This is a genomic window from Pseudomonas sp. FG36, from assembly GCF_057809275.1.
The window spans coordinates 58,611-75,166 of sequence record NZ_JBMDJQ010000002.1 but is presented as its reverse complement, the minus strand read 5'-3'; the positions used below and the strand labels follow the sequence as shown (position 1 = coordinate 75,166).

The following is a 16,556-nucleotide window of genomic DNA, read 5'->3' as shown; positions in this document are numbered from 1 at the left end:
CCCGACATGCTCAAACGCCTCGTTCCCCTGGCGCTGATCGTCAGCGCACCGCTTCATGCCGCCCCACAACCAGACCCGGCCCGCGTCCAGCAGTTGGCGGCCACGCCCTACTGGATCGCCCTCGGACACTACGAGACTGCCAAGCTTGGCGGTTGGCGCAGCTATGTGGACGACCCGCGCTTCTTTCTCGCCGAGGATGGCGCGCATCACCCGGACCAGGAGCTGCAGGCCACGGTCGCCGCGCTGTACGCCCCAGCCAGCCTGGGCGACAAGCACGCTCAATGCGTGTTCCCGGCACGGACCCGCTGGCTGCGCGAACAGCTGGCCCTCACCGATCTGCCGAGCCCGGCCTGCCAGGAATTCGATACCTGGTACAAGTCGATCGACCCGCACAGCGCGGCGCTGATCTTCCCGGCGGCCTATCTCAACAGCCCGTCGTCGATGTTCGGCCATACGCTGCTGCGCATCGACCAGTCCAATACCCGGCGCGACGACACCACGCTGCTGAGCTACGCGATCAATTTCGGCGCCTACATCGAGGGCAGCGACAACAGCATCCTCTATGCCTGGAAAGGCCTGATGGGCGGCTATCCCGGGCTGTTCGCGATGATGCCCTACCAGGAAAAGCTGTCCGAGTACCGCAGCCTGGAAAACCGCGACCTGTGGGAGTACCAGCTGGACCTGACCCCGGAAGAGACCGGGCGCATGGTCGAGCACGTGTGGGAACTCAAGCAGATCAAGTTCGACTATTTCTTCTTCGACGAGAACTGCTCCTATCGCCTGCTGGAGCTGTTGCAGGTGGCACGCCCCAGCCTGGACCTGACCTCGCAGTTCCCGCTGACCGCCATCCCTACCGACACCGTGAAGGCGGTGAAACAGTCCGGGCTGGTGGCGGACGTGCGCTACCGCCCGTCCCGCGAGCGTGAACTGCTGGCCCGTGCCGAGCCGCTGGACCACGAGGAAAAACAGCAGGTGCTGGCCATCAGCGCCGACACCGCGCAGTTGCAAAGCCCCTCCTTCACCGCCCTGCCCCGCGACCGTCAGGCGCTGGTACAGGACGCCGCCTACCGGTTGGAGCGCTACCGCGCCAATGGCCAGGAACGCGACCCGGCCCAGGCCGGCCGCAGCTATGAACTGCTCAGGGCGATCAACCGCAACCCGCCGCCGCCATTGCAGATCGAGCGGCCCGGCCTGCCGGAGGACGGCCACCAGTCGCGCACCTGGCAACTTGGCTTGGGTACCCGCGAGGACCGCGCCTACGCCGAGTATGGCCTGCGCATGGCCTACCACGACCTCAACGACAACATGGACAGTTTCCCCCTCGGCGCGCAGATCGAGATCCTGCAGCTCAAGCTGCGTCAGTACGAGGGTAACGACTGGCAGGTACAACGCCTGGACCTGGCCACCATCCGCTCGCTGACACCGCGCAACGAACTACTCAAGCCTTGGTCGTGGCAGGTCGCGGGTGGCCTGGAACGCGTGCCGGGCAAGCATGACGACGAGGTGCTGGTCAGCCATGTCAACGGCGGCGCCGGCGGTACCTGGCAACTGGGTGACGACTTGCTGGGCTTTGCCCTGGGCACGGTGCGGGTCGAGCATCACAACGATTTCGCCGAATTCATCTCGCCCGCCGCCGGGTTCAATGGCGGGCTGTTGTGGCGCAACCCGCTGGGCAACCTGACGCTTGAGGCCAAGGGTGATTTTTTCACCAATGGCGAAGTGCGGCGCAGCGTGAGCCTTAACCAGCAATGGGAGATCAGTCGCGACCTGGGCTTGCGATTGAGTGCTTCACGCCAGTTCAGCCACCTGGCCACGGCGCAGAACGAGGTGATGCTGGAGTTGAAGTGGTATCAGTACTGAGCACCTGGGCCGCTTTGCGGTCCCAGTCCCGGTGCAATCCTTCGACAGCGTTTTGACATAGTGCCAACAATTCCCGACCTAGACTTTGCGGTATCAATCCGAGGGTCCTGTGGTCATGTCGCGGTACTGGTTAGCCTTGTTTCTCTTGCTGCTGGCGGGTTGCGAAACCACCCATGAACAAATGGTCAACCAGGGCTACCCGCCCGCCTATGCCGACGGCTTCCAGGACGGCTGCAGCAGCGGTCGCCAGGCCGCCGGGCTGATGGCCGGCGACTTTCGCAAGGATGTCCCGCGCTACCTGCACAACCGCCAGTACGAAAGCGGCTGGGACGATGGCTTTCGCCAGTGCCACGCCATGCAGTCCAACGAAGACCTGCGCGAGTATCGCGAACGCTATTGGGACGAGCGTGACCGCGACTGGCAGCAGGAGAAAGACCAAGGTGCGGCCCGTGCCTATCGGCGCAATTGACGTCGCAAACGGACAACTGTTGAAACCCGCAGCCTGCCAACATGGTCTCCAGCACAAGGAGGCCAACCATGAGCCGAGCATTCGTCAATGAAGACCAGGCCGCCGCCCAGGCCAGCCAGCCGGTCGAGCGCCTGGTCAGCGACCAGCCCAACTATGTCACCGCCAGCGGCCTGGCGCAGTTGCAGCAGCGAGTGGCCGCGCTCAATGCATTGCGCGCCGAGCTGCAGGCCGAGGGCGATGCCGACAAGCAGCGTCTGGCCGATACCGAGCGTGACCTGCGCTATTTCACCGCCCGCGTACAGAGCGCGCAGGTGGTACCTGCTGCAACGTCCACGGAGAAAGTGCAGATTGGCAGCCTGGTGCGGTTCGTCGATGAGCATGACCAGGAGCATCAGGTGCAACTGGTGGGCGAGGATCAGGCCGATGCCGCCCAGGGGTTGGTCAACTGGGGCTCGCCGCTGGGGCGGGCGCTTTTGGGGGCCGGGCCTGGGGATGAAGTGTTGTGGCGAAGGCCGGCGGGGGACCAGATGATCGAGGTGCTGGCCATTCTGGGTGAGTGCTGAAATCATCGCGGCCGCTTCGCGCCCCTTTCGGCGCGAAGCGGCCGCAAGTTATCGAATCAGACCACGCCCTGGGCCAGCATCGCGTCAGCCACCTTCACAAAGCCGGCGATATTGGCGCCCTTGACGTAGTTGATGCTGCCATCGGCCTCCTCGCCGTAGTGCACGCAGGCATGGTGGATCGACTGCATGATGTGGTGCAGCTTGCTGTCCACCTCCCCGGCCGTCCACAGCAGGCGCATGGCGTTCTGCGACATCTCCAGGCCCGACACGGCCACGCCACCGGCATTGGATGCCTTGCCAGGCGCGTAGAGGATGCCGGCCTCGATGAAGATATCCACGGCCTCCAGGGTGGTCGGCATGTTGGCCCCTTCGGCAACGCAGATACAGCCATTGCGCAACAGGGTACGGGCGTCTTCGGCGCCCAGTTCGTTCTGCGTCGCGCACGGCAGCGCGATATCGCATGCCAGGCTCCAGGGCGTCTGGCCTTTGCGGAACTCCAGGCCGAACTGCTCGGCCAGCTCGCTGATGCGGCCGCGCTTGACGTTCTTCAGCTCCATCACCGCGTCCCACTGGGCATCGGTAAGGCCGGCTTCGGCATACAAGGTGCCTTCGGAGTCGGACAGCGAGATCACCTTGCCGCCCAGGTCCATGACCTTGCGCGCAGCGTACTGGGCAACGTTGCCGGAACCGGAGATCGCCACACGGCGACCGTCGATGCGCTGGTCGCGGCGCTTGAGCATCTCTTCGGCGAAGTACACGCAGCCGTAGCCGGTGGCCTCCGGGCGGATCAGGCTGCCGCCATAGGTCATGCCCTTGCCGGTCAGCACCGAAGTGAACTGGTTGGCCAGGCGCTTGTACTGGCCGAACAGGAAGCCGATCTCGCGGGCACCGACGCCGATGTCACCCGCCGGCACATCCAGGTCGGCGCCAATGTGGCGGTACAGCTCGCTCATGAACGCCTGGCAGAAGCGCATCACTTCGGCGTCGCTCTTGCCCTTCGGGTCGAAGTCCGAGCCGCCTTTACCGCCGCCCATGGGCAGCGAGGTCAGCGAGTTCTTGAACACCTGCTCGAAGGCCAGGAACTTGAGCACGCCCAGGTTGACCGACGGGTGGAAGCGCAGGCCGCCCTTGTACGGGCCGATGGCGCTGCTCATCTGGATGCGGTAGCCGCGGTTGACCTGGACCTTACCCTGGTCGTCGACCCACGACACACGGAACAGCACGGCGCGCTCGGGTTCGACCATGCGTTCGAGAATGCCTGCCTGCAGGTAGTGAGGGTTGGCTTCAAGGAAAGGCCACAGGCTGCGCAGCACCTCCTCCACGGCCTGATGGAATTCGGGCTGGGCCGGGTCGCGTTGTTGCAGTCGGGCCAGGAAATCGTCGACAGATTCGATCATGGTAGACATCTCACCAAGAGAGGGATTGTTTTTGGTTTTTTCGGGAATGTACCAAGAACCAATCGCACTGGAACAGGGCGCAATGTCGTTTTTATGAAATTAATTGGTGCGTTTTCTATAACTGTATACAAGTTTTTCGCTGTACTCGTGAAAGCGCACTTGCTCCCTGCTCTCCTGTAACGCAGCAACCGCAGGGCAAGCCCGCTCCCACGCCAGCCATCCCGACGCCTGTACGCCGGGCACAAAAATGGGGCCCCTGAGGGCCCCATCGTTGTGCAGCGAAAAACGGCTTACTGGGCCAGTTTCTTGTGACGCACGCGGTGCGGCTGGGCAGCGGCGTCGCCCAGGCGCTTCTTGCGATCAGCTTCGTACTCGGTGTAGTTGCCTTCGAAGAACACCACGCTGGAGTCGTCTTCGTATGCCAGGATGTGAGTGGCCACACGGTCCAGGAACCAACGGTCGTGGGAAATCACGATGGCGGCGCCCGGGAAGTCCAGCAGGGCTTCCTCCAGCGAACGCAGGGTTTCGACGTCGAGGTCGTTGGACGGTTCGTCGAGCAGCAGGACGTTGCCGCCCTCCTTCAGGGTCAGGGCCAGGTGCAGGCGGCCACGCTCACCACCGGAGAGGTCCTTGACGAACTTCTGCTGGTCGCCGCCCTTGAAGTTGAAGCGGCCGACGTAGGTGCGCGACGGGATCTCGTAGCTGCCGATGCGGATCTGGTCGGAGCCGTCGGAGATCTGCTGGAACACGGTCTTGCTGCCGTCCAGGTCTTCGCGGCTCTGGTCGACGCAGGCCAGCTGCACGGTTTCACCGATCTCGATGCTGCCCGAGTCCGGCTGCTCCTTGCCCATCAGCATGCGGAACAGGGTCGATTTACCGGCACCGTTACCACCGATCACGCCGACGATGGCGCCCTTGGGCATGGCGAACGACAGGTTGTCGATCAGCACGCGATCGCCGTAGCCCTTGGTGACGTTCTTGAACTCGATGACCTTGTCGCCCAGGCGCGGACCGGCCGGGATGTAGATCTCGTTGGTCTCGCTGCGCTTCTGGAACTCCTGCGACTGCATCTCTTCGAAGCGCTGCAGACGGGCCTTGGACTTGGACTGACGGGCCTTGGCGCCTTTGCGCACCCACTCCAGTTCCTCTTTCATGGCCTTCTCGTGGGCGCTCTGCTGCTTGGATTCCTGCGCCAGACGGTCCGACTTGGCTTCCAGCCAGCCCGAGTAGTTGCCTTCGTACGGAATGCCGGCGCCGCGGTCCAGCTCGAGGATCCAGCCGGCGACGTTGTCGAGGAAGTAACGGTCGTGGGTGATTGCCACCACGGTGCCTGGGAAGTCGTGCAGGAAGCGCTCCAGCCAGGCTACCGAGTCGGCGTCCAGGTGGTTGGTCGGTTCGTCGAGCAGCAGCATGTCGGGGGCCGACAGCAGCAGGCGGCACAGGGCCACGCGGCGCTTCTCGCCACCGGACAGGTGCTCGATCTTCGCCTCCCAGGCCGGCAAGCGCAGGGCATCGGCGGCGACGTCCAGCTGGCGCTCCAGGTTGTGGCCGTCGGCGGCCTGCAGGATGGCCTCGAGCTTGGCCTGTTCGGCGGCCAGCTTGTCGAAGTCGGCATCCGGGTCGGCGTAGGCGGCGTAGACCTCGTCCAGGCGGGCCTGGGCGTCCTTGATCACGCTGACCGCTTCCTCGACCACTTCACGCACGGTCTTGCTCGGGTCCAGCTGCGGCTCCTGGGGCAGGTAGCCGACGTTGATGTCGGGCATCGGACGGGCTTCGCCGTCGAATTCCTTGTCGACGCCCGCCATGATCCGCAGCAGGGTCGATTTACCAGCGCCGTTCAGGCCCAGCACGCCGATCTTGGCACCCGGGAAGAACGACAGGGAAATGTTCTTGAGAATTTCCCGCTTCGGCGGCACGACCTTGCTCAGCCGATGCATGGTGTAGACGTATTGAGCCAAAACCAAGCCCTCTATCAGATAGGTAAATACACGCGCCCCGGCATTGGCCAGGGGATGTGATTACGGGGTCATTGAACAAAGTGGGCCATTCTACGCCAAGTCGCGGCGTTGCACAGATGGGGTAGATGGCGGGGCCGCTCGGCGGCCTTCGCGGGGCAAGCCCGCGCCCACGCCGGCATGGGTGGGGCGGGCTTGGCGCGGGCTCAGACGTGCGACTGCCTGGCCTTGCCACGCGGCAGGCGGCAACGGTCCGATTGCTCGGCCAGGCGCGCGGCCCAGGCGGACTTGACGCTGAAGCCGCCACTGCGGGCAGGTTTGCCAGCCGGCTTGCTCACGGCCTTGGCAGGCGCGGCAGTGGGCTTGGCGGTGGGTTGTGCGGCAACCTGGGCGACCGGCTCGGCGGCAGCCTTGGCCGACTTGCGCAGCTCGGCCAGCGACGGCGTCTTGTTGGCACTGGCGGCAGCCGCGTCCGGCTTGGCCAGCGAGCGCTGGCAGGTCTTGCAGGATACGTCCTCGGCCACGGCAGTGCTGACCAGCGTCTGACTGCTACGCCCGCAGGCGGAATCGAGGCCATTGGTGGAATAGTGGGTAACCAAAACCGTACATCTCCGATGCGTTGACTATGAAGCGGGCGGCATTCTCGCACAGGTTGCAGGGACTTGCCGAACCGGCATGACCAACTGCGGGCCGGCATCAGACATGCGGACTGGCACTTTGCCATATTTGAAGGCATGCTAGTCGGCTTCCCGCGTGCGCCTTATAGTGCGCCCAGCAGCCACGGCACGGGCCGTGCATGCCGCGAGAACGCAACCCCTGCCATCGTCAGCCCAATCGCAGGACCCAACGCTTGACCAATCTCACGCAACCGTCATCCCTGCGTCCTGCCGATTCCACGGCCGGCACGCACCTGCGTGGCTCGCTCAAGGGGGCGCTGGCCCTGCTCGCCCTGGTTCTGCTGGGTCTGCTGCTGTGGCAACTGTTCGCCCAGTACCGCCATACCCAGGCCGACCTGCGCCAGCAGAGCCTGGCCACCAGTGCCGAACTGGCCGACCATCTGAGCCTGAACATGGCGCTGAAGGCCCAGCAATCACTGAACCTGGTCCAGCCCTACGTCAAACCTCCGGCGCCTGTCGCCCTGCCCAGCCTGCTCGCCACCTTGCAGGCCCGCCTGCCGGCCCTGCGCGACCTGGCCTGGCTTGACGCCACCGGGCAGGTGCGCAGCGACACCCTCGCCGGTTCACCCGACCGTCAGCTGATTGACGACCTGCTGCAATTGAATCAAGGCCGGGCGTTCTTCTATGGCAACGATGCCGACAATCAGCGGCTCTACCTGCTGCTGCGCCAGCCGACCGAGCAAGACCGCGGCTACTGGCTGCTGCGCCTGAGCCGCGACTACTACCAGGAGCTGACCCGTCACCTTGACGGCCCCACCCATCCCCTGTGGCTGCTGGAAAACAGCCGCAGCGGCGAGGTCATCGAGCGCCACGGGCACCGGCAGACCAGCGAAGAGCCTCTGCAAAGCGTGATGCTTGCCTTCATCGACAACAGCACCTGGCAACTGCGTGGCCTGTTCGATGCCGGCCTGGCCCGCGACAGGTTGCTGCCGGCGCTGCTCGGCAAATGCGTGCTGGTGCTGTTCTGCGCGCTGCTGCCGGTGCTGGCGCTGATCAACATGCGCCGTCGCCAACGCGCCTTGCAGGAAGATCGCCGACGCTACCAGGAAATCTTCGAGGGCACCGGCGTGGCCCTGTGCGTGCTCGATCTCTCCAGCCTGCCGGGGCAGCTCGACCGCTACCACCTGCGCAACCGCGCCGCGCTCAAGCAGAGCCTGGCCCTGGACACCAAGCTGCGCCGCTCGCTGCTCACCGAACTGAAGATCACCGAGATCAACCAGGTGGCCCGCCAGTTGCTCAACGTCGACTGCCACGAAGGCGCCTGGCAGCGCCTGATCGATGGCAGCGGCGACGGCCGCGACAGTGTCGGCATGCAGTTGATCGATGCGTTGATCGAAGAGCGCCCGCAGCTCGAGCTGGAGGTGCGCCTGCCGGCCCCGCTGGGCGGCGAACTGCACTTGTGGCTGATGGCCCGCCTGCCACAGCAGCGCCGCGACTACCAGGCAGTGATCCTGAGCATCAGCGACATCACCAGCCGCAAGCAGGTGGAGCTGTCGCTGCTCGAACGCGAGGGCTTCTGGTCGGACGTGGTGCGTACCGTGCCCGACCAGCTCTACGTGCAGGACGTTGACAGCCAGCGGATGATCTTCAGCAACCGCCACCTTGGCCAGACCCTGGGCTACGACCGCGCGGAACTGGCGCAGATGGGCGACCGCTTCTGGGAGATGCTCCTGCACCCCGGCGACGCCGAGCACTACCGCGCCCTGCGCCAGCAGCAGCGTGACACCGGCTACGGCCAGTCGCTGCACTGCCAGTTGCGCTTCCGCCACCGCGACGGCGGCTGGCGTTGCTACGATATCCGCGAGCAGGTGCTGACCCGCGACAGCGAAGGCCTGGTCACACGCATCATCGGCGTGGGCAAGGACGTCACCGTGCAGATCGAAGCCAGCGAATCGCTGCGCGACAGCGAACAGCGCTACCGCATGCTCGCCGAGAGCATCAGCGACGTGATCTTCTCCACCGACAGCCAGCTGCAGCTCAACTATGTCAGCCCCTCGGTGCAGGCGGTGCTGGGCTACCAGGCCGACTGGATCTTTGCCAACGGCTGGCAGTCGATCATTGCCAACCCGGCCCAGCTCAGCGGTGTCTACAACCTGCTCGAGCGCGTCAGCCAGGTGCTGGACGACAGCACGCAGCTGGCCCAGTTGCGCAGTACCCTGCCCACGCAGTTGTTCCTCTTCGACTGCCTGCGCGCTGACGGCCGCAAGATCCCCATCGAGCTGCGCCTGGTGCTGGTGTGGGACGAACACGAGCGCTTCGAGGGGGTGCTCGGCGTAGGCCGCGACATCAGCCAGCAACGCCGGGCCGAAAAAGACCTGCGCATGGCCGCGACCGTGTTCGAGCACTCCACCTCGGCGATCCTCATTACCGACCCGGCCGGCTATATCGTCCAGGCCAACGAAGCATTCACCCGCGTCAGCGGCTATGCCGTGGCCGAGGTGCTCGACCAGCTCCCCGGCATGCTCACCGTCGAGCAGCAACAGAACGCCCAGCAAGGCTACGTGCTCAAGCAACTGAGCCAGCGCGGCAGCTGGGAAGGCGAGGTCTGGCTGAAACGGCGCAACGGCGAGCACTACCCGGCGTGGGTAGGCATCACTGCGGTGCTCGACGATGAAGGCGACCTGGCCAGCTATGTGTGCTTCTTCACCGACATCAGCGAACGCAAGGCCAGCGAACAGCGCATCCACCGCCTGGCGTACTACGACGCCCTCACCCACCTGCCCAACCGCACATTGTTCCAGGACCGCCTGTACACCGCCCTGCAACAGGCCGAGCGGCAGAAGGCCTGGGTAGTGCTGATGTTCCTCGACCTCGACCGCTTCAAGCCGATCAACGACTCCCTTGGCCATGCGGCGGGCGATCGCATGCTCAAGGACATGGCCGAGCGCCTGCTGGCCTGCGTCGACGACGACGACACGGTGGCGCGCATGGGCGGCGACGAGTTCACCCTGCTGCTGCAGCCCAAGGCCAGCCGCGAGCAGGCGCTCAACCGCGCCATCCATGTTGCCGAGCACATCCTCGACGGGCTGGTCACCCCGTTCGTCCTGGAAAACCGCGAATTCTTCGTCACCGCCAGTATCGGCATCGCCCTGAGCCCGCAGGATGGCAGCGAGCTCAGCCAACTGATGAAGAACGCCGACACGGCCATGTACCACGCCAAGGAACGTGGAAAGAACAACTTCCAGTTCTACCAGGCAGACATGAACGCCAGCGCCCTGGAACGCCTGGAGCTGGAGAGCGACCTGCGCCATGCCCTGGAGCAGAACGAGTTCATCCTCTACTACCAGCCGCAGTTCAGCGGCGACGGCAAGCGCCTGACCGGTGCCGAGGCACTGTTGCGCTGGCGCCACCCGACCCGCGGCCTGGTGCCGCCGGGCGACTTCATCCCGGTGATCGAGGAACTGGGCCTGGTGGTCGACGTCGGCGACTGGGTACTGCGCGAGGCCTGCCGTCAGCTCAAGGCCTGGCACCAGCAGAAAGTGCGTGTGCCCAAGGTGTCGGTGAACATTTCCGCCCGGCAGTTCTCGGACGGCCAGCTGGGCACGCGCATCGCCACCATCCTCGACGAAACGGGGCTGCCACCGGCGTGCCTGGAGCTGGAGCTGACCGAAAGCATCCTGATGCGCGAGGTCAACGAGGCCATGCAGATCCTCGACAGCCTGAAGAACCTGGGCCTGAGCATCGCGGTCGACGACTTCGGCACCGGCTACTCGTCGCTCAACTACCTCAAGCAGTTCCCCATCGACGTGTTGAAGATCGACCGCACCTTCGTCGATGGCCTGCCCGAAGGCGAGCAGGATGCGCAGATCGCCCGGGCGATCATCGCCATGGCCCACAGCCTCAACCTCGCGGTGATCGCCGAAGGCGTGGAGACCCATGAGCAGCTTGAATTCCTCCGCGAACACGGCTGTGACGAGGTGCAGGGCTACCTGTTCGGCCGACCGATGCCGGCCAACCAGTTCGAGGCCCAGTTCAGCAACGAGACGTTGTTCATGTTCCAGTAGGCGTTGCGCGGGGTCTTCGCGCCCACGCAGACCTCATGCAGCCTGGAAAAAACCGGACCTCAAAGTCAACTCCAGCCCAGTCGCCACGCGGCCTGCAACATGAAGCCCATTGGTCCGCGACTTGATGCCACTTCATATGCCAGCGGCGAATCAATCGGTTAGAATGCTCCCCCAATTCTGCCCGATCCTTGAGGACCGCCATGTTCAGCCGTGATTTGACCATTGCCAAGTACGACGCCGAGCTCTTCGAAGCCATGCAGCAAGAAGCCCTGCGCCAGGAAGAGCATATCGAGCTGATCGCTTCGGAAAACTACACCAGCCCGGCGGTCATGGAGGCCCAGGGTTCGGTTCTGACCAACAAGTACGCCGAAGGCTACCCAGGCAAGCGCTACTACGGTGGTTGCGAGTACGTCGACGTCGTCGAGCAGCTGGCCATCGACCGCGCCAAGGAGCTGTTCGGCGCCGACTACGCCAACGTCCAGCCGCACGCCGGTTCCCAGGCCAACGCCGCTGTCTACCTGGCCCTGCTGTCGGCCGGTGACACCATCCTGGGCATGAGCCTGGCCCACGGCGGCCACCTGACCCACGGTGCCAGCGTTTCCTCCTCGGGCAAGCTGTACAACGCCATCCAGTACGGCATCGACGCCAACGGCCTGATCGACTACGACGAAGTCGAGCGCCTGGCTGTCGAGCACAAGCCGAAGATGATCGTTGCCGGCTTCTCCGCCTACTCGCAAGTGCTGGATTTCCCACGCTTCCGCGAAATCGCCGACAAGGTCGGTGCCTACCTGTTCGTCGACATGGCTCACGTCGCCGGCCTGGTCGCCGCTGGCGTGTACCCGAACCCTGTGCCGTTCGCCGATGTGGTCACCACCACCACCCACAAGACCCTGCGCGGTCCACGTGGCGGCCTGATCCTGGCCCGTGCCAACGCCGACATCGAGAAGAAGCTGAACTCCGCCGTCTTCCCAGGCGCCCAGGGCGGCCCGCTGGAGCACGTCATCGCTGCCAAGGCGATCTGCTTCAAGGAAGCCCTGCAGCCTGAGTTCAAGGCCTACCAGCAGCAGGTCGTGAAAAACGCTCAGGCCATGGCCAGCGTATTCATCGAGCGTGGCTTCGACGTCGTCTCCGGCGGCACCGAAAACCACCTGTTCCTGCTGTCGCTGATCAAGCAGGAAATCTCCGGTAAGGACGCCGATGCCGCCCTGGGCAAGGCCTTCATCACCGTCAACAAGAACTCGGTACCGAACGACCCACGTTCGCCGTTCGTCACTTCGGGCCTGCGTTTCGGCACCCCAGCCGTCACCACCCGTGGCTTCAAGGAAGCCGAGTGCCGCGAACTGGCCGGCTGGATCTGCGACATCCTGGCCGACCTGAACAACGAAGCGGTGATCGACGCCGTACGTGAGAAGGTCAAGGCCATCTGCAAGAAGCTGCCGGTGTACGGCAACTGATCGGCAGACGCCTGAAATGAAGAAGCCCGGCCTTGTGCCGGGCTTTTTCATGTTTGTACTTCATCGGGCTGGTGCGACATCCGGTACGAGACGTATTTCCACACGCTGCCCCAAGGCCCTGGCAGCGCTGGCCAGTGTTGTCAAGGTCATGCCAGCGTCAGTCTGATCCAAGGCTCGATCGACCGCCGCCCGGCTGGTGTGCATACGCTCGGCCAAGGCCTTCTTGCTGATCTTTTGCTGCTTCATCGCCTGCGTCAGTTGCCAGGCGATCACCCGTTTCAGCGCAGCCGCCGTGACCTCTTCGAGGATGCCCTCTTCGGCGAGAAAATCATCGAAGTTCGAACCGATGTGCGGGTTCATATAGTTGACCTCCGTAAGCTGGCCTTGCGTTGCCTGGCCAGAGCCAGATCTGCTGAAGGCGTTTTCTGGCTTTTCTTGATGAATCCATGGAGCATGAACATCACGCCATCCATGATCGTGAACAGTACACGGGCAACGACATGCCCCATGTCGATACGGATTTCCCAGAGCCCGTGCTCCAGCTTTCTGACCAAAGGCATGCCAAGTGGCCATCCCAACTGAACGGTCTTGATTTCCATGCCAATCAGATAGCGTTCTTCACGTGCCAAGCCCTTTAGCCACTCCCTCACGGGCTCATTACCCAACGCACTACGGAAGAACTGCACACTTATTTTTAGATCCGACGCGGCCAAGTGTACCAAAAAAAGTACCTCCTGCAAGCGGCCACCTCGACTGGCCTGATCGCTGAAACGAGGCCAAAAAAATGCCGCCTTACGGCGGCATCGAACAGTCGGCTGCATCCCAATCAGGCGTGACTCAAAGCTTCGAAACCAGCCCGAATCCTTTCCTCCGGCAGCTCATCGGCGATGAACACCATCACGCTTTCCCGCAGCTCGCCTTCCTTCCACTCGGCGTCCCAGTCGAAGCCGTACAGCTTCAGCACTCCCTGGAACACCAAACGGCGATCTTCACCCGCGATATTCAACACGCCCTTGTAGCGCAACAGCTGTTTGCCGTGCTCCTCCAGCAGCTCGTTCATGAAGTCGCTGAGTCGATCGATATCCAACGGCGTTTCGGTGCGCAGCACCAGCGTCGAAATGCGATCCGGGGTGGCGGGTTTGAGGACCGGGCGCAAGCTGGGCCCGGGGCTGATGCCCAGGTCCGGGTTGAGGTTGAACCCTCGCACATCGAGCAGTTCGGCCAGGTCGATATGCCCATGCTCGACTACGCGGATCGCCGCCCGGCCATTGATGCGCGCCAGGCGCTCGCGCAGGGCATCGACCACCTGCGGCTCGACCAGATCGGTCTTGCTCAGCAGCAGGCGGTCGGCAAAGCCGACCTGGGCCTGGGCGATGGCCTGGGTCAGGTGCAGTTCGGCGTGGGCGGTGTCGACCAGGGTGATGATGCCATCGAGGATATAGCGTTCTCGCAGCTCTTCGTCGATGAAGAAGGTCTGTGCCACGGGTGCAGGGTCGGCGAGACCCGTGCACTCGATCACCAGGCGATCGAAGGCGATCTCGCCGGCGTCCAGGCGTTCGAGCAGCAGGTACAGGGCACGGGTCAGGTCGCCATGGATGCTGCAGCACACACAGCCGTTGGCCAGGGTCATCACCTGCACCGGTTCATCGCCCAGCAGTTGGCTGTCGATGCCGGCCTCGCTGAACTCGTTCTCGATCACGGCGAGCCTCAGGCCGTGCTCGGCCTTGAGCATGTGCTTGAGCAGTGTGGTCTTGCCGGCACCAAGAAAGCCGGTCAGCACGGTAACGGGAATCGGCGTTTGCACGCGGTTGTCTCCTGCAGCTGAAAATGAAAGTGGGAGCCCGGTTACCCGGGCTCCCACTGGTTCATGCGTGTCGCGGGTTCAACAGCACTTGGGCCCGGACTTGCCACCATAACGCGCTTCCTGGCGCTCGCGGAAGAACGCCTCGTAGCTCATCACCGGCTTGTCCGGGTGCTTGGTCTGCATGTGCTCGACATAGTTGTCGTAATCGGGCATGCCGACCATCAGGCGGGCGGCCTGCCCCAGGTACTTACCCAGTCGACCCAGGTCGTTGAACATCGCGGCATTCCTCTCAAGCGTCAGGCAAAGCCTGGAACGGGGTTTCCTTGTCGCTGCGCTCCTTGCGGCCCCAGGCGGCGTAGCCGACCTTGAGGGCGAAGAACAGGATGCTGAACACCACCACCAGGAACAGGATCGTCAGGCCGGCGTTGGTGTAGGCGTTGAAGATCACATGCTGCATCTGGCCGATGTCCTTGGCAGGCGCCAGCACCTGGCCGGCGTCCAGCGCGGTGCTGTACTTCTTGGCCAGGGCCAGGAAGCCCACAGCCGGGTTCGGGTCGAACAGCTTGATCAGGCCCGCGGCGGTGGTGCAGATCAGCAGCCATACCGCAGGTACCAGGGTGACCCAGATGTAGCGCTGGCGCTTCATCTTGATCAGTACCACGGTGCCAAGCATCAGGGCGATACCGGCCAGCATCTGGTTGGAGATACCGAACAGCGGCCACAAGGTGTTGATACCCCCCAGCGGATCGATCACGCCTTGATACAGCAGGTAACCCCACATTGCCACGCAACCGGCGGTCGCGAGCAGGTTGGCCCCCCACGACTCGGTGCGCTTGAGCGCCGGGACGAAGCTGCCCAGCAGGTCCTGCAGCATGAAGCGCCCGGCACGGGTACCGGCGTCCACTGCGGTGAGGATGAACAGTGCCTCGAACAGAATGGCGAAGTGGTACCAGAACGCCATGGTGTTCTCGCCCGGCAGCACCTGGTGCAGGATCTGTGCGATACCTACCGCCAGGGTGGGCGCGCCACCGGCACGGGCGAGGATGGTGTGCTCGCCGATGTCGCGGGCGGTGGCCTCCAGCTGCTCGGGAGTAATCATGAAGCCCCAGCTGCTGACGGTCTGCGCCACCGAAGCGACGTCGGCGCCGACCACTGCGGCCGGGCTGTTCATGGCGAAGTACACGCCCGGCTCGATCACCGAGGCGGCGACCATGGCCATGATGGCGACGAACGACTCCATCAGCATGCCGCCGTAGCCGATGTAACGGGCGTTGGTTTCGTTATCCAGCAGCTTCGGCGTGGTCCCCGAGGAGATCAGCGCGTGGAAGCCGGACACCGCGCCGCAGGCGATGGTGATGAACAGGAACGGGAACAGGGTGCCCTTCCAGACCGGGCCGGTACCGTCGGTGAACTGGGTCAGCGCCGGCATCTTCAGCTCGGGCGCGATGATCAGGATACCGATGGCCAGGCCGACGATGGTGCCGATCTTGAGGAAGGTCGACAGGTAGTCGCGCGGCGCCAGGACCAGCCATACCGGCAGCACGGCGGCGACGAAACCGTAGCCCACAAGCATCCAGGTGATCTGCACGCCAGTGAAGGTGAACGCCGGGCCCCACACCGGATCCGCGGCGATCTGGCCCCCCAGCCAGATCGACAGCAGCAGCAGGACCACGCCGACGATGGAGATTTCACCGATGCGGCCCGGGCGGATGTAGCGCATGTAGATGCCCATGAACATCGCGATCGGGATGGTCGCGATCACCGTGAACATGCCCCACGGGCTCTCGGCCAGGGCTTTGACCACGATCAGCGCCAGCACCGCGAGGATGATGATCATGATCAGGAAGCAACCGAACAGGGCGATGGTGCCCGGTATGCGGCCCATTTCTTCCCGGACCATGTCGCCCAGCGAGCGGCCGTTACGCCGTGTGGACAGGAACAGGACCATGAAGTCCTGTACCGCACCGGCCAGCACCACGCCAGCGATCAGCCACAGCGTGCCGGGCAGGTAACCCATCTGCGCCGCGAGCACCGGGCCCACGAGCGGGCCGGCGCCAGCGATGGCGGCGAAGTGGTGACCAAAAAGGATGTGCTTGTTGGTCGGGACGTAGTCCAGGCCATCGTTGTTGAGTACCGCCGGCGTGGCTCGGCGAGGGTCGAGTTGCATCACCTTGGTGGCGATGAACAGGCTGTAGTAACGGTAGGCAACCAGGTAAATGGCCACTGCCGCGACGACGATCCACAAGGCATTGATCGCCTCACCGCGACGCAGGGCGACGACGCCCAGCGCGCAGGCCCCTATGACTGCCAGCGCCAGCCACGGGATATGGCGTAGCAGGCTGTTATTGTTGTTCATGGCATGCTTCCAGCTTA

General features: G+C 64.0%; 13 protein-coding genes. 5 read left to right on the top strand and 8 right to left on the bottom strand.

All coding sequences use genetic code 11. The annotated features are described in order from the left end of the window. Positions 1–6: 6 nt before the first annotated feature. The 3 genes from ACODS9_RS02375 (at position 7) to ACODS9_RS02365 (ending at position 2,892) form a co-directional block, all read left to right on the top strand. Positions 7–1,860, top strand: a complete 1,854-nt coding sequence (locus ACODS9_RS02375) for an Lnb N-terminal periplasmic domain-containing protein (RefSeq protein WP_489093155.1) — start codon at positions 7–9, stop codon at positions 1,858–1,860. 115 nt (positions 1,861–1,975) lie between these two features. Next, the gene (locus ACODS9_RS02370; protein WP_489093154.1) at positions 1,976–2,329 is read left to right on the top strand and encodes a hypothetical protein; all 354 of its coding nucleotides are present in this window, start codon (positions 1,976–1,978) and stop codon (positions 2,327–2,329) included. Positions 2,330–2,397: 68 nt separating this feature from the next. Then, entirely contained in the window at positions 2,398–2,892 is a 495-nt protein-coding gene (locus tag ACODS9_RS02365) for a GreA/GreB family elongation factor (RefSeq protein WP_367857162.1), read from the top strand. 56 nt (positions 2,893–2,948) lie between these two features. Here the strand turns inward: ACODS9_RS02365 and gdhA are convergent, their stop codons facing one another. The 3 genes from gdhA to ACODS9_RS02350 form a co-directional block, all read right to left on the bottom strand. Further along, positions 2,949–4,289, bottom strand: a complete 1,341-nt coding sequence (gene gdhA / locus ACODS9_RS02360; protein WP_046857193.1) for an NADP-specific glutamate dehydrogenase — start codon at positions 4,287–4,289, stop codon at positions 2,949–2,951. 290 nt (positions 4,290–4,579) lie between these two features. Continuing rightward, positions 4,580–6,247 carry an energy-dependent translational throttle protein EttA gene (gene ettA / locus ACODS9_RS02355; protein ID WP_038707327.1) on the bottom strand — a complete coding sequence of 556 codons (1,668 nt, stop codon included), beginning with the start codon at positions 6,245–6,247 and terminating at the stop codon, positions 4,580–4,582. A gap of 203 nt (positions 6,248–6,450) precedes the next feature. After that, positions 6,451–6,843: a hypothetical protein gene (locus ACODS9_RS02350; protein WP_046857195.1), complete on the bottom strand. Its 393-nt coding sequence runs from the start codon at positions 6,841–6,843 to the stop codon at positions 6,451–6,453. A 251-nt stretch (positions 6,844–7,094) separates the two neighbouring features. On the opposite strand from ACODS9_RS02350, the gene ACODS9_RS02345 reads away from it, so the two are divergent. Both ACODS9_RS02345 and glyA read left to right on the top strand, forming a co-directional pair. Further along, positions 7,095–10,925 carry a sensor domain-containing protein gene (locus ACODS9_RS02345; RefSeq protein WP_401111615.1) on the top strand — a complete coding sequence of 1,277 codons (3,831 nt, stop codon included), beginning with the start codon at positions 7,095–7,097 and terminating at the stop codon, positions 10,923–10,925. Positions 10,926–11,125: 200 nt separating this feature from the next. Next, positions 11,126–12,379, top strand: a complete 1,254-nt coding sequence (gene glyA / locus ACODS9_RS02340) for a serine hydroxymethyltransferase (RefSeq protein ID WP_094010328.1) — start codon at positions 11,126–11,128, stop codon at positions 12,377–12,379. A 60-nt stretch (positions 12,380–12,439) separates the two neighbouring features. Here the strand turns inward: glyA and ACODS9_RS02335 are convergent, their stop codons facing one another. The 5 genes from ACODS9_RS02335 to ACODS9_RS02315 all read right to left on the bottom strand — a co-directional run bounded on the left by ACODS9_RS02335 (position 12,440) and on the right by ACODS9_RS02315 (position 16,539). Beyond that, on the bottom strand, positions 12,440–12,739 hold the full coding sequence (locus ACODS9_RS02335) for a helix-turn-helix domain-containing protein (RefSeq protein WP_489093153.1): 300 nt from the start codon (positions 12,737–12,739) through the stop codon (positions 12,440–12,442). Beyond that, entirely contained in the window at positions 12,736–13,092 is a 357-nt protein-coding gene (locus ACODS9_RS02330; RefSeq protein WP_401111730.1) for a type II toxin-antitoxin system RelE/ParE family toxin, read from the bottom strand. The genes ACODS9_RS02335 and ACODS9_RS02330 overlap by 4 nt, the downstream gene beginning before the upstream one ends. Positions 13,093–13,205: 113 nt before the next feature. Next, a complete protein-coding gene (gene yjiA / locus ACODS9_RS02325) occupies positions 13,206–14,183 on the bottom strand; it encodes a GTPase (RefSeq protein WP_489093152.1) in 978 nt (325 codons plus the stop codon). Positions 14,184–14,261: 78 nt separating this feature from the next. Further along, positions 14,262–14,459 carry a YbdD/YjiX family protein gene (locus tag ACODS9_RS02320; RefSeq protein WP_008094130.1) on the bottom strand — a complete coding sequence of 66 codons (198 nt, stop codon included), beginning with the start codon at positions 14,457–14,459 and terminating at the stop codon, positions 14,262–14,264. 13 nt (positions 14,460–14,472) lie between these two features. Continuing rightward, entirely contained in the window at positions 14,473–16,539 is a 2,067-nt protein-coding gene (locus tag ACODS9_RS02315) for a carbon starvation CstA family protein (protein ID WP_046857199.1), read from the bottom strand. Between the last annotated feature and the right edge of the window lie 17 nt (positions 16,540–16,556).

Excerpts from the sequence above, each read along its gene's own strand:
- ACODS9_RS02375 (WP_489093155.1), top strand. The coding sequence starts at position 7 with ATGCTCAAACGCCTCGTTCCCCTGGCGCTGATCGTCAGCGCACCGCTT.
- ACODS9_RS02370 (WP_489093154.1), top strand. The coding sequence starts at position 1,976 with ATGTCGCGGTACTGGTTAGCCTTGTTTCTCTTGCTGCTGGCGGGTTGC.
- ACODS9_RS02365 (WP_367857162.1), top strand. The coding sequence starts at position 2,398 with ATGAGCCGAGCATTCGTCAATGAAGACCAGGCCGCCGCCCAGGCCAGC.
- gdhA (WP_046857193.1), bottom strand. The coding sequence starts at position 4,289 with ATGATCGAATCTGTCGACGATTTCCTGGCCCGACTGCAACAACGCGAC.
- glyA (WP_094010328.1), top strand. The coding sequence starts at position 11,126 with ATGTTCAGCCGTGATTTGACCATTGCCAAGTACGACGCCGAGCTCTTC.
- ACODS9_RS02335 (WP_489093153.1), bottom strand. The coding sequence starts at position 12,739 with ATGAACCCGCACATCGGTTCGAACTTCGATGATTTTCTCGCCGAAGAG.
- ACODS9_RS02320 (WP_008094130.1), bottom strand. The coding sequence starts at position 14,459 with ATGTTCAACGACCTGGGTCGACTGGGTAAGTACCTGGGGCAGGCCGCC.
- ACODS9_RS02315 (WP_046857199.1), bottom strand. The coding sequence starts at position 16,539 with ATGAACAACAATAACAGCCTGCTACGCCATATCCCGTGGCTGGCGCTG.